Origin of the sequence: Buttiauxella sp. A111, assembly GCF_014189855.1 — a bacterium.
GTDB classification, from domain to species: domain Bacteria; phylum Pseudomonadota; class Gammaproteobacteria; order Enterobacterales; family Enterobacteriaceae; genus Buttiauxella; species Buttiauxella selenatireducens.
Map to the genome: position 1 here is coordinate 429,540 of NZ_BJFN01000003.1, position 12,482 is coordinate 442,021.

The 12,482-nt window shown below is 50.1% G+C and carries 11 protein-coding genes; 8 read left to right on the top strand and 3 right to left on the bottom strand.

Annotation, left to right across the window (positions count from 1 at the left end):
- Positions 1 to 9: 9 nt before the first annotated feature.
- Both gdhA and BSPA111_RS11315 read left to right on the top strand, forming a co-directional pair.
- On the top strand, positions 10 to 1,353 hold the full coding sequence (gene gdhA / locus BSPA111_RS11310) for an NADP-specific glutamate dehydrogenase (protein ID WP_183271252.1): 1,344 nt from the start codon (positions 10 to 12) through the stop codon (positions 1,351 to 1,353).
- A 257-nt stretch (positions 1,354 to 1,610) separates the two neighbouring features.
- On the top strand, positions 1,611 to 1,970 hold the full coding sequence (locus BSPA111_RS11315; protein WP_183271253.1) for a DUF4156 domain-containing protein: 360 nt from the start codon (positions 1,611 to 1,613) through the stop codon (positions 1,968 to 1,970).
- 150 nt (positions 1,971 to 2,120) lie between these two features.
- On the opposite strand, the gene opgB is transcribed toward BSPA111_RS11315, so the two are convergent.
- Positions 2,121 to 4,409: a phosphatidylglycerol--membrane-oligosaccharide glycerophosphotransferase gene (gene opgB, locus BSPA111_RS11320; protein WP_183271254.1), complete on the bottom strand. Its 2,289-nt coding sequence runs from the start codon at positions 4,407 to 4,409 to the stop codon at positions 2,121 to 2,123.
- A 436-nt stretch (positions 4,410 to 4,845) separates the two neighbouring features.
- Here opgB and ahpC point away from each other — a divergent pair, with 436 nt between their 5' ends.
- Complete coding sequence (gene ahpC / locus BSPA111_RS11325) at positions 4,846 to 5,409, top strand: alkyl hydroperoxide reductase subunit C (protein ID WP_183271255.1); 564 nt, start codon at positions 4,846 to 4,848, stop codon at positions 5,407 to 5,409.
- Between the two features lie 73 nt (positions 5,410 to 5,482).
- Positions 5,483 to 7,042 carry an alkyl hydroperoxide reductase subunit F gene (gene ahpF, locus BSPA111_RS11330; protein WP_183271256.1) on the top strand — a complete coding sequence of 520 codons (1,560 nt, stop codon included), beginning with the start codon at positions 5,483 to 5,485 and terminating at the stop codon, positions 7,040 to 7,042.
- A 44-nt stretch (positions 7,043 to 7,086) separates the two neighbouring features.
- Here the strand turns inward: ahpF and BSPA111_RS11335 are convergent, their stop codons facing one another.
- Both BSPA111_RS11335 and cysS read right to left on the bottom strand, forming a co-directional pair.
- Positions 7,087 to 7,749, bottom strand: a complete 663-nt coding sequence (locus BSPA111_RS11335) for a helix-turn-helix domain-containing protein (protein ID WP_183271257.1) — start codon at positions 7,747 to 7,749, stop codon at positions 7,087 to 7,089.
- A gap of 104 nt (positions 7,750 to 7,853) precedes the next feature.
- Entirely contained in the window at positions 7,854 to 9,242 is a 1,389-nt protein-coding gene (gene cysS / locus BSPA111_RS11340) for a cysteine--tRNA ligase (protein ID WP_183271258.1), read from the bottom strand.
- A gap of 188 nt (positions 9,243 to 9,430) precedes the next feature.
- Here cysS and ppiB point away from each other — a divergent pair, with 188 nt between their 5' ends.
- From ppiB to purK, 4 genes are all read left to right on the top strand, one after another.
- Positions 9,431 to 9,925: a peptidylprolyl isomerase B gene (gene ppiB, locus BSPA111_RS11345; protein ID WP_183271259.1), complete on the top strand. Its 495-nt coding sequence runs from the start codon at positions 9,431 to 9,433 to the stop codon at positions 9,923 to 9,925.
- A 14-nt stretch (positions 9,926 to 9,939) separates the two neighbouring features.
- Positions 9,940 to 10,659, top strand: coding sequence for a UDP-2,3-diacylglucosamine diphosphatase (lpxH, locus tag BSPA111_RS11350; protein ID WP_183271446.1), 720 nt, complete (start codon positions 9,940 to 9,942; stop codon positions 10,657 to 10,659).
- Between the two features lie 138 nt (positions 10,660 to 10,797).
- The gene (purE, locus tag BSPA111_RS11355; protein WP_183271260.1) at positions 10,798 to 11,307 is read left to right on the top strand and encodes a 5-(carboxyamino)imidazole ribonucleotide mutase; all 510 of its coding nucleotides are present in this window, start codon (positions 10,798 to 10,800) and stop codon (positions 11,305 to 11,307) included.
- Positions 11,304 to 12,374, top strand: coding sequence for a 5-(carboxyamino)imidazole ribonucleotide synthase (gene purK, locus BSPA111_RS11360; RefSeq protein ID WP_183271261.1), 1,071 nt, complete (start codon positions 11,304 to 11,306; stop codon positions 12,372 to 12,374). The genes purE and purK overlap by 4 nt, the downstream gene beginning before the upstream one ends.
- Positions 12,375 to 12,482 lie beyond the last annotated feature (108 nt).

A 12,482-nucleotide genomic window follows, 5' to 3' on the forward strand; every position in this document is an offset into this window, starting at 1 on the left:
CATTAATCTATGGAAAATTCGCTTTCTCTGGAATCGTTCCTCTCTTCTGTACAACAACGCGATCCACACCAACCTGAATTTGCTCAGGCAGTACGCGAAGTCATGACCACACTGTGGCCTTTCCTCGAACAAAATCCTCAATACCGTCGCTCTGCGCTGCTGGAGCGTTTAGTCGAACCCGAGCGTGTGATTCAGTTCCGCGTGACCTGGGTTGATGACAAAAATCAGGTCCAGGTGAACCGCGCCTGGCGTGTGCAATTCAGCTCCGCGATTGGACCATTTAAAGGCGGGATGCGCTTCCATCCATCCGTTAACCTTTCCATTCTGAAATTCTTAGGCTTTGAGCAAACGTTCAAAAACGCACTTACCACGCTGCCAATGGGCGGGGGTAAAGGCGGTAGCGATTTTAACCCTAAAGGTAAAAGCGAAGGCGAGATCATGCGTTTTTGCCAGGCGTTGATGCTTGAGCTGTACCGCCATTTGGGGCCAGATACTGACGTCCCGGCAGGTGATATTGGTGTTGGCGGGCGTGAAGTGGGCTTTATGGCGGGGATGATGAAAAAACTCTCCAACAACACAGCTTGCGTGTTCACCGGCAAAGGCCTTTCGTTTGGCGGAAGCCTGATTCGCCCGGAAGCCACCGGTTACGGCCTAATCTATTTCACCGATGCGATGCTCAAGCGTCATGGTCTGGGCTTTGAAGGGATGCGCGTCGCCGTTTCTGGTTCCGGCAACGTGGCGCAATATGCCATCGAAAAAGCACTCTCTCTGGGAGCTCGCGTCATTACCGCTTCTGACTCCAACGGCACCGTCGTTGATGAAGCAGGCTTCACCACCGAGAAACTGGCACGTCTGACTGAAATCAAATCCAGCCGTGACGGGCGTGTTGCCGATTATGCAAAAGAGTTCGGCCTGCAATACCTCGAAGGCCAGCAACCGTGGAACGTGCCGGTAGATATCGCGCTACCGTGTGCCACGCAAAATGAACTGGATACCGACGCGGCACGCACGCTGATTGCCAACGGTGTGAAAGCAGTGGCTGAAGGCGCGAATATGCCGACCACCATTGAAGCCACCAATCTGTTTATTGATGCGGGCGTGTTGTTTGCACCAGGCAAAGCCGCTAACGCGGGTGGCGTGGCAACATCAGGCCTTGAGATGGCGCAGAATGCCGCTCGCCTGAGCTGGAAATCTGAAAAAGTGGATGTCCGTCTGCATCACATCATGCTGGATATTCACGAAGCCTGTGTGAATTACGGCGGTGAAGATAAGCAAACGCATTATGTTCGCGGCGCTAATATTGCGGGCTTTGTGAAAGTGGCTGACGCAATGGCAGGGCAAGGTATTTTATAATATTTAACTATGGCGCCTGGTAGATTACCGGGCGCCATAATTATTATTTCGCAGTTTAATAACATCCATTCTTTAATTCCCCAATAAAAATCAAAAATTTAATTACATCAATAAACGGCACCTCAACGATTAATCGAATTTTATTTATTCCCTCAATTGGCATTCCTGTTTTAAGAATCTTCTCGTTCGGTAGTTTTTTTCTGTCGATATTATTCAGCGCATCTATTTGCATTTGAATATACCTACCAGGAAACACGATGAAAAAACTAACTCTTATTACACTGGCCGTTCTGCTGGCGGGGTGCAGTGCTAACAGCGTGAACTCACAGGCTCAACACGTGCGCGTAACCAACAACGAGCCAGGCAAAGAGTGTAAATTCCTCGGCGATGTAACCGGCAGCCAGGGGAATTTCGTGACCGGCGGCTGGACATCAAACAGTAACCTGGAAACCGGTGCGCGTAACGACCTGAAAAACCAGGCAGCTAATATGGGTGGCAATGTGGTGTCTATTTTGACTCAGCGTGCAGGTCAGACCGGCAGCGCCTATAACGGCTCCGGCAGCAGCGAGCAAACAAACGTAACGCTGACCGGGAATGTGTATCGCTGCCCTGAGTAATGCGTCTGTGCTTAGCGAAGCAGGCAGCCCTCTCCCGTGCGGGGTAACCGTTTCTCCCCTTCTCCTGGGGGAGAAGGCTGGGATGAGGGCGAGCTGTTTTGACCTTCCCCTTCTCCTGGGGGAGAAGGCCGGGATGAGGGCCGTTTTATTCTACGCCGCTGGCACCACTTTAATATCTTCCATTCCAATCCCCAGCTTACGCGGCTCATGACCAAGAATATTACCTTCATTCGATAACTGAGGCTGTGGCGGAATAATTTCCACCAGGCTACTGCGCTCAGGATTATCAAAATGCAGCGTAGTGGTACTGAGTTCTTCGCCAAGTGTTAACGTCTGCTGCTGGCTTCCCACTTTTACCGGCACCGGCTGGCCGATATTTGGGCCAAATGCTTTGGCTGTAATGACCAGATCAAATTTCTCCGGCAACGGCTCGGCATATTCGATTTTCACTTCCGGTGCCAGATTGGCATTTGACCAGCGCCCCCAATTTTCAGGACGGGAAATCCCGGTAAACGCTTTCACGTTTTGCGGAGCGCCAGGGATATTGAAAATAAAGCTATCGGCCTGGTAGCGAATGGCGTTTTCATCCAGTTTCAGCAGTGCCACATTATTTTTAAAACGCGCCTTGTCGGTGGCTTGCTGGGTAAATTGCACCGCATGTTGCTCCTGCGGTTGTTCAATTAAACGCACTGATGGCTGCCCGCCCATTTGCCCCTGGGCGACACACAGACCGGTGGAAAGTGCCAGTTTTGGCTCCCACAAACGCGCCATTTTGAAGCAGCGGTCGGCCCAAACAAATTTGTCGTTTTCTTTAAAATCAGCCAGTTGGTAGCGCAGCGGTGCAGAATATTCGCTTTCCGGTAATGGCTCGATTTTCTTATCCAGAATACGCAGCAGCAATGGCATTTTAAAATGCGCTCCAGAATAGCTGAAGGTGTTTTTCTGCTGGTTTATCTCGTATTGGGTAATTGTTTTAGGGAAATTCCACAGATCAATGACGTCGGGTTTCCACGCCATCACCTTTTCTTTTACGTTAAGAAATACGGCGGCTATCGACTGCCCAGACAAACTACTGCGCCCCAAGCCAAGATAATTATCGCCCCCCAGAACATCCAGCACCGTTGCTCCGTTATCCAGAGTACTGCGTTTTACTGGCACCAGGTCTGCCTGCGGTTTATCACCACGAATAATAAAGAACAGGTTATTTCTATCGTGCTGATTAAGGTATTTGTAGGCGGTGTTATTCATGGCGAGATGATCAGAAGAAACGACAATCACAGTATTTTTAAAATACGGTGACGCTTTTATCTTTTCGATCAACGCGGCGATATGTTCCTGGCTACAGGCTACCGCACCAAACGACAGGTTTTGTTTGCCGTCAAAATTGTAACTGCGACGCTTGCACGTTTTTGAAATAAAACCGTCTGGATGGTGCGTATCGACGGTTAACGTAAACAGTGAGAATCGTTTGTTTGCTTTCGACAGTTCAATATACTTTTCATAGACTTCATCCAGCACCGTATCGTCATAGAAGCCCCAGTTATTGCGGTAGTTTGGGTCGGCAACCATGCTTTTCAGCTCTTGAGCCCCGTACATATAGTCGAAACCATGAGACTGTAAAAAGATGTCTTTGCCAGCAAAACGCAAGTCTGCGCCCTGCATAAAGTAGTTTTCATAACCCGAGGCTTTCAGGATGTCACCCAGGCAGATATTTTTTGGGAAGAAACTCGACATCGAAGCCGATGAGTTCCCTTCGAACGGCGCAAATAATGGAATACCACATTGTGAAGCGACCATTCCGGCAATGGTGTAATCAGTGCCGGGTAATTGCACGGTATGGCTGAAATCTATTCCTTCATTTTTTAGCCCCGTTAATTCCGGCGCTAAGTCAGGGAAGTATTCCGGTTCCAGATAAGTGCGTTCAAGACTTTCGCCATAAATATAAACGAGGTTAAGTTTCGGATTATTAATGGTGCCATGGGGGACTTTGTAATAAACATCGAAATCAGAATCACCCGCGCGAGTTTGTGATGTAACCAGTTCTGTCACCTGGCGAAAAGCAGGTGACGCATCGACCGAGGCCAGCGCCAAAACAATTGCCAGCAGGCTATATCCAAAGTGATGGGGATAGCCTTTACGGCGACGCAGAATCCAGGCCAAACCACCAAATACGGCGACCAGGACAGCAAACACCCCAACGCCTGGAAGAATGTATTTGCCTGTTCCGGCGCCCGTCAGGCTGCTGGTCAGGGTATAAAGCACCGCGTCGTTGATGCCTTCACCGGTGAAGTAGTTACTGGCGACAAACGTCACGTTCAGGACGATATATAATCCCAAAATAAGCAGGATGACACTAAACCACCAAACGTTACGTCCAGCTTTAACGGCGTACACGGCAATGGCTGCGACAAACAACACAATTGAAAACATTTCCGACAACGCCTAACCCTCGAAATTAACCTGCGCCATTGCGCAAAAATGTACATAAAAACGTATGTGCGCTAAATCTAGCTGTGTTGTCACACTCCTGCAATTTCTCTGACATGAAAGTGACATGCATTTCGGAATTGTACGTATCCCGGACGTCATCGACGTGCATGATTAATAGCTGCCAGCTATTAGAACCATCGTTAATACAACGCTTGAGTGGATTGACCCGTTCAGCGCATCAGTGATTTAATCCCGCCGCTGTTATGATTTTTTAAAGTGGAATTGTAACGCGCAACATTAAAAGGCCACTCCGCAAGGGGTGGCTTTTTTTATGCCTGTCGTTTCGATTGGTAGGTATTACTTATCAATTCAATACAACCTACCCATTAGAGCGAAACGCGAAACTTGGTTATCTTTCTCCCATCGCAAAACGGAGGAAGTACAGATGTCTTTAATTAATACAAAAATCAAACCATTCAAAAACAGCGCTTTTAAAAACGGTGAATTCATTGAAGTTACCGAGCAGGACGTAGAAGGTCGCTGGAGCGTTTTCTTCTTCTATCCAGCTGACTTCACTTTTGTATGCCCAACTGAACTGGGCGATGTTGCTGACCATTACGACGAATTCCAGAAACTGGGCGTGGATATTTACTCTGTTTCTACAGACACCCATTTCACCCACAAAGCATGGCACAGCAGCTCTGACACCATCGCTAAAATCAAATACGCGATGATCGGCGACCCAACTGGTGCACTGACTCGTAACTTCGAAATCATGCGTGAAGACGAAGGCCTGGCAGACCGGGGCACCTTTATCGTTGACCCACAGGGCATTATTCAGGCTATCGAAGTGACAGCTGAAGGCATTGGCCGTGACGCATCAGACCTGCTGCGTAAAGTGAAAGCCGCTCAGTACGTGGCTTCTCACCCAGGTGAAGTTTGCCCGGCTAAATGGAAAGAAGGCGAAGCGACACTGTCTCCGTCTTTAGATCTGGTCGGCAAAATTTAAACCGCTTCACATTCAGTAACGCTTATCGGCTGCGCTTGCAGCCGATTTTTTCTTGCCATTAGGGAGACGCATCATGCTCGACACTAATATGAAAACCCAACTCAAAGCCTATCTTGAGAAAATAACTAAACCTGTTGAGTTAATTGCAACTCTGGATGGCAGCCCTAAATCTTCAAAAGTCAGTGAATTACTGGCAGAAATCGCCGAGCTTTCTGACAAAGTTTCTTTCAGCATTAATAACGATTTGCCGGTGCGCAAACCGTCGTTCCTGATTACTAATCCAGGTTCCGATAAGGGCCCGCGTTTTGCAGGTTCTCCACTCGGACACGAATTTACTTCTCTGGTGCTGGCATTGCTGCAGATCGGAGGACATCCGTCGAAAGAGTCGCAAGATTTGCTTGAGCAGATCCGCGAAATCGATGGCGATTTCCATTTCGAAACTTATTACTCGCTCTCCTGCCACAACTGCCCGGACGTGGTACAAGCGCTGAACCTGATGAGCGTGTTGAACCCGCGTATCAGCCATACGGCGATTGACGGTGGTGTGTTCCAGAATGAAATTCAGGAGCGCAACGTCATGGGCGTGCCAGCGATATTCCTGAACGGTAAAGAGTTCGGCCAGGGACGTATGACGCTGGCTGAAATCGTCGGCAAGATTGATACCGGTGCTGAAAAACGAGCTGCCGAAGCGCTGAATAAACGTGAAGCCTACGATGTGTTAATTGTCGGCAGCGGCCCAGCGGGTGCGGCAGCAGCGGTTTACTCCGCACGTAAAGGCATTCGTACCGGCCTGATGGGCGAGCGTTTTGGCGGCCAGGTATTAGATACCGTTGATATTGAAAACTACATTTCCGTACCGAAGACTGAAGGCCAAAAACTGGCGGGCGCACTGAAAGCACACGTTGATGATTACGATGTGGATGTTATCGACACGCAAAGTGCCAGCAAACTGATCCCGGCGAAAACCGAAGGTGGTTTGCATCAGATCCAAACTGCATCCGGCGCAACGCTGAGTGCTCGCAGCATCATCATTGCGACCGGTGCGAAATGGCGCAATATGAATGTTCCAGGCGAAGAACAGTACCGCACCAAAGGCGTGACGTATTGCCCACACTGCGATGGCCCACTGTTTAAAGGTAAACGCGTGGCGGTGATCGGTGGCGGTAACTCAGGCGTTGAAGCAGCAATCGATCTGGCGGGTATTGTCGAACACGTTACGTTGCTGGAATTCGCACCAGAAATGAAAGCCGACCAGGTCTTGCAGAATAAAGTTCGCAGCCTGAAAAACGTCGACATCATTCTGAATGCGCAAACGCTGGAAGTGAAAGGCGATGGCGCGAAAGTCACCGGTTTACAGTACAAAGATCGTATTACTGAACACGTTCACGAGATTGAACTGGCGGGGATTTTCGTACAAATCGGCCTGCTGCCAAACACGAACTGGCTGGAAGGCAGCGTTGAGCGCAACCGCATGGGCGAGATTATCATTGATGCGAAATGTGAAACGACCGTGAAGGGTGTATTTGCTGCGGGTGATTGCACTACCGTCCCGTACAAACAAATCATTATCGCGACCGGCGAAGGTGCGAAAGCCTCTCTGAGCGCATTTGATTATTTGATTCGCAATTCATAAAACCGCTTATTTATGAAAAAGGCCCATCACTTGTTGGGCCTTTTTTAATAGTCTTTCGGTAAGTATTTAATTGTTATCAGCTTGCCGCGTTTAATTTCGATATATTCGCCACGCCGTAATTCACTCAAAATGGCCATAATAGTGCTGCGCGCCAGTTGAGTTCGGTCCTTTATGTAATCCACTACATTTGTTTTGGCGCGAAACTCGCTCGGCTGAAGATGGAGCTCAAGCAATTTACTGCGAATCATCACATACGCGCTCACTCCAACCAGATGTTCTTCGCGCAAAGTAATATTTTGTACAAACCAGGCCATTAAATGGGCAACACTTTCCCACAACTGCTGCTGAGTAAAAATTTCGAATGCCCGTTCGGCGGGCACGACAATCGCTTTGCAGGCTTCTTCCACTCTCAGAGAGAAACCGCCTCGCGGACGCAAGCACTCAGCAATGCCGTAAACTAATCCGCCTCTTAGGGATGAAATCACCAGACCATCTTTTGCACGAACAAACGTAAAATGCCCTTCGGTGAACAGATAAATCGATTTTTCATCGCCCTTAACGGCATAAATATCTTCGCCGGGATGGAATTCCTGTTCCTTTCCTTGCGACCATAGCGCCTTCTGCACACAATCTAACTCAACGGTTGGTCTTGGGGGATAAAATGAAGGGAATGGTGTTTCATGATTCTCGGTATTTATGATGCCCATGAATTAGCCTTGTTTAATTCCTGCCATCCTTATACTAGTTTATAAAAAAAAGCGGCTTGCGCCGCTTTCTTGTCATTATTTTCTGGTGAACAGGATTCAGAAACTTATTTCCGGCGCCAGGTTGTCCCCTGCGGGCCATCTTCCAGCACGATACCCATTTCGTTCAGACGATCGCGAGCCTGGTCTGCCAGCGCCCAATCTTTCGACTGGCGCGCATCGTTACGCTGTTTGATTAGCGCTTCGATTTCAGCCACTTCGCCGTCATCCGCCTGCACGCTGCTTTGCAGGAAAGCTTCTGGTTCTTGCTCAAGTAAGCCCAGCACGGCTGAAAGCTGACGCAACGCCGCCGCCAGGCCGTTTGCTGCGTTCACATCTTCTGTTTTCAGTCGGTTGACTTCACGCGCCATATCAAACAGCACGGAATAAGCTTCCGGCGTGTTGAAGTCATCGTCCATCGCTTCGCGGAAACGGGCTTCAAACGCCTCGCCACCGGCGGGTTGAGCGCTGGCGTCAGTGCCACGCAGTGCGGTGTACAAACGTTCCAACGATGTGCGCGCCTGCTTCAGGTTTTCTTCGCTGTAGTTCAGTTGGCTGCGATAGTGACCGGACATCAGGAAGTAGCGAATGGTTTCTGCATCGTAATACTTCAACACGTCACGCACAGTGAAGAAGTTGCCCAGTGATTTAGACATTTTCTCACGATCGACCATCACCATCCCGGAGTGCATCCAGGTGTTGACGTACTCACCGCCGTGCGCACAGGTTGACTGTGCAATTTCGTTTTCGTGGTGCGGGAACATCAGGTCTGAACCGCCGCCATGAATATCAAAATGATTGCCAAGCTGTTTGCAGTTCATTGCGGAACATTCAATGTGCCAGCCAGGACGGCCTTCACCCCATGGCGATGACCAGCTTGGTTCGCCCGGCTTAGACATTTTCCACAGCACGAAGTCCATCGGATTGCGCTTCACGTTGGCTTCAACTTCCACACGCGCACCCGCTTGTAATTGCTCTAAATCCTGGCGGGAAAGCTTGCCGTAATCCGCATCGGATTCAACGGAGAACATCACGTCGCCGTTGCTGGCAACATACGCATGATTACGCTCGATAAGCTGTTCAACAATTTCGATGATGTCTGGGATATGTTTTGTCGCGCGCGGCTCGCTGTCCGGACGCAAAATATTCAGCGCGTCGAAATCGGTGTGCATTTCAGCCACCATGCGGTCAACCAGCGCAACAAAATCTTCGCCATTTTCGTTAGCGCGTTTAATAATTTTATCGTCGATATCGGTAATGTTGCGCACGTACTTCAGGTTATAACCGAGATAACGCAGGTAGCGCGCGACGACATCGAAGGCAACAAAAGTACGGCCGTGGCCAATGTGACACAAATCGTAAACGGTGATACCACACACGTACATGCCAACCTCTTGGGCATGAATAGGTTTGAATTCCTCTTTTTGGCGACTCATTGTATTGAAGATTTTTAACATCAGGGGATTCCATGTAAGTGTGTCGAAACAATGCAATTGGCTATATTAAACCATAATTTTATCCGGATGCAGTGTGCTTTGCGAGGTTATCGCTTACTGACGTACAGGACGCAGTTATGCTATAACAACCACCTTGTGTCACGGCACCGTCTGCCTGAACACTGTCTGACTAATATAGGATACACAGCATGGTTACTTTTCATACTAATCACGGCGATATCGTAATCAAAACTTTTGATGATAAAGCGCCGATTACTGTTAAAAACTTCCTCGATTACTGCCGCGAAGGTTTCTACGACAACACCATTTTCCACCGTGTGATCAATGGTTTTATGATCCAGGGCGGCGGTTTTGAACCAGGTATGAAGCAGAAAGAGACCAAAGACACCATTCAGAATGAAGCGAACAACGGCCTGAAAAACACCAAAGGCACGCTGGCAATGGCTCGTACTCAGGCTCCACACTCTGCAACAGCTCAGTTCTTCATTAACGTAGCTGATAACGATTTCCTGAACTTCAGCAGCGAAAGCATGCAAGGTTGGGGTTACTGCGTATTTGCTGAAGTCGTTGAAGGTATGGACGTCGTTGAGAAAATCAAAGGCGTGTCCACCGGTCGCAGCGGTATGCACCAGGACGTTCCTAAAGAAGACGTGGTTATCACTAGCGTAACCGTAAGCGAATAATTCGCCCCATGGCGATGACGCTTTTTATCGCAGATTTGCATCTGTGTTCAGAAGAACCGGCGATTACCGCCGGTTTTCTGCGTTTTCTGGCGGGCTCAGCGCGGGAAGCTGACGCACTCTATATCCTTGGCGATCTGTTTGAAGCCTGGATTGGTGATGATGACCCCGAACCTTTGCATCGCCAAATTGCCCTTGCTATCAAAGACCTGGTTGATTCCGGTGTGCCCTGCTTCTTTATTCATGGCAACCGCGATTTCCTGCTCGGTAAACGTTTTGCACGCTTGAGCGGAATGACGTTGTTACCCGAAGAACAGGTTGTCGATTTATACGGTCGCAATATGTTACTGCTACACGGCGACACACTTTGTACCGACGACCACGGTTATCAGGCCTTCCGCAAGAAAGTCCACCAGCCCTGGCTGCAATGTTTGTTTCTCGCCCTGCCGCTATTTATTCGCAAACGCGTCGCCGCCAAAATGCGTGCTAACAGTAAAGCGTCCAACAGCAGTAAATCGATGGCGATTATGGATGTGAATCCACACGCCGTTGTTGATGCCCTTACCCGTCACCAGGTTCAGTGGATGATCCACGGCCATACTCATCGCCCGGAAATTCACCCGCTAACGGCTAACGGCAAACCCGCATTTCGCTGCGTATTAGGTGCCTGGCATACGCAGGGGTCGATGATTAGAGTGACCGCCGAAGATGTGGAGCTCATCCCCTTCTCTTTCTAAACAAAATCACCTCTTTTTGCCGCATTCGCAGCCACGCAACCGTTTTCCTTGCTCTATGTTCATGCTATTCTCTGAACCCTTCTGACCGTTCGAGCCACGTTCGGTGATGTTTGCATACCCACAGGAGTTTTGAGACGCATGTCCTCCAACCAGACCCCGGCGCGTATCGCCATTGTCATGGGTTCCAAAAGTGACTGGGCCACCATGCAGTTTGCCGCAGAAATCCTCACCACCCTTGATGTCCCACACCATGTTGAAGTGGTTTCCGCTCACCGCACTCCCGATAAACTTTTCAGCTTTGCCGAACAGGCAAGCGGCAACGGTTATCAGGTGATTATTGCGGGCGCAGGCGGTGCGGCACATTTACCGGGCATGATCGCGGCAAAAACCCTGGTTCCAGTGCTGGGTGTGCCAGTCCAAAGCGCTGCATTAAGCGGCGTCGACAGTCTCTACTCTATTGTTCAAATGCCGCGTGGTATTCCGGTCGGGACGCTGGCTATCGGTAAAGCGGGTGCCGCTAATGCCGCACTGCTGGCCGCCCAAATCCTGGCGCTGCACGACCAGGCACTCAATCAACGCCTGCAAAACTGGCGTCAAAGCCAAACCGACGAAGTGCTGGAAAACCCAGACCCACGGGGTGAAGCATGAAACGGGTTTGCGTGCTGGGTAACGGTCAATTAGGCAGGATGTTACGCCAGGCGGGCGAACCGCTGGGTATCGCAGTTTATCCGGTTGGCTTAGATGCCGAACCCGAAGCCGTTCCGTTTGCACAAAGCGTGATTACCGCTGAAATTGAGCGCTGGCCTGAAACCGCCCTCACCCGCGAACTGGCTCGCCACAATGCGTTTGTGAACCGCGATGTGTTCCCGATAATTGCCGACCGCCTGACGCAAAAGCAGCTGTTCGATAAGCTCAAACTGGCAACCGCACCGTGGCAATTGCTTTCCAGCCGCGACCAATGGGCCAATGTATTCCAGAATTTGGGCGAACTGGCGATTGTGAAACGCCGCGTCGGTGGATACGACGGGCGTGGACAGTGGCGTTTGCGCAGCCAGGAAACCAACCAGCTACCCGATGATTGCTACGGCGAATGTATCGTCGAGCAAGGTATTAATTTCTCTGGTGAAGTTTCTCTCGTGGGTGCTCGTGGGCATGACGGCACAACCGTATTTTACCCGCTAACGCATAACCTGCATCAGGACGGCATTCTGCGCACCAGCGTGGTTTTCCCACAGGTCAACATCGAGCAACAGCAGCAAGCAGAAGCGATGCTGTCGGCCATTTTGCACGAGCTGAATTATGTGGGCGTCATGGCGATGGAGTGCTTTATCACGCCAGCCGGTTTGTTGATTAACGAACTCGCCCCGCGCGTGCACAACAGCGGGCACTGGACGCAAAACGGCGCATCCATCAGTCAGTTTGAATTGCATCTGCGCGCCATCGTTGATCTGCCGCTGCCACAACCTGTTGTCAATTCACCGTCTGTGATGGTTAACCTCATCGGCACAGACCTGAATTACGACTGGCTAAAACTGCCGTTAGTGCATTTGCATTGGTACGACAAAGAAGTGCGTGAAGGTCGAAAAGTGGGCCATCTCAATCTCAATGACAGCGATACCGGCAGACTTGGCGCGTCGCTTGAAGCGCTGGTGCTACTATTACCTGCGGAATACGCAAGCGGGATTTCCTGGGCGCAGAGTCAGCTCGCCTTATAGTCATAGCGGCGGATGGTGCTTGCGCTTATCCGCCCTACAAATTCCTCCATCCGACCCATAACTATCTTTTTTCGCTATCAAAGCGCACAATCCCCAGCGTTTCGCCCC

What these genes read in the sequence shown, in the direction of transcription:
- purE (WP_183271260.1), top strand. Translation starts at nt 10,798, where the DNA reads ATGTCCTCCAACCAGACCCCGGCGCGTATCGCCATTGTCATGGGTTCC.
- cysS (WP_183271258.1), bottom strand. Translation starts at nt 9,242, where the DNA reads ATGTTAAAAATCTTCAATACAATGAGTCGCCAAAAAGAGGAATTCAAA.
- BSPA111_RS11315 (WP_183271253.1), top strand. Translation starts at nt 1,611, where the DNA reads ATGAAAAAACTAACTCTTATTACACTGGCCGTTCTGCTGGCGGGGTGC.
- BSPA111_RS11335 (WP_183271257.1), bottom strand. Translation starts at nt 7,749, where the DNA reads ATGGGCATCATAAATACCGAGAATCATGAAACACCATTCCCTTCATTT.
- ahpF (WP_183271256.1), top strand. Translation starts at nt 5,483, where the DNA reads ATGCTCGACACTAATATGAAAACCCAACTCAAAGCCTATCTTGAGAAA.
- lpxH (WP_183271446.1), top strand. Translation starts at nt 9,940, where the DNA reads ATGACGCTTTTTATCGCAGATTTGCATCTGTGTTCAGAAGAACCGGCG.
- purK (WP_183271261.1), top strand. Translation starts at nt 11,304, where the DNA reads ATGAAACGGGTTTGCGTGCTGGGTAACGGTCAATTAGGCAGGATGTTA.
- ppiB (WP_183271259.1), top strand. Translation starts at nt 9,431, where the DNA reads ATGGTTACTTTTCATACTAATCACGGCGATATCGTAATCAAAACTTTT.
- ahpC (WP_183271255.1), top strand. Translation starts at nt 4,846, where the DNA reads ATGTCTTTAATTAATACAAAAATCAAACCATTCAAAAACAGCGCTTTT.
- gdhA (WP_183271252.1), top strand. Translation starts at nt 10, where the DNA reads ATGGAAAATTCGCTTTCTCTGGAATCGTTCCTCTCTTCTGTACAACAA.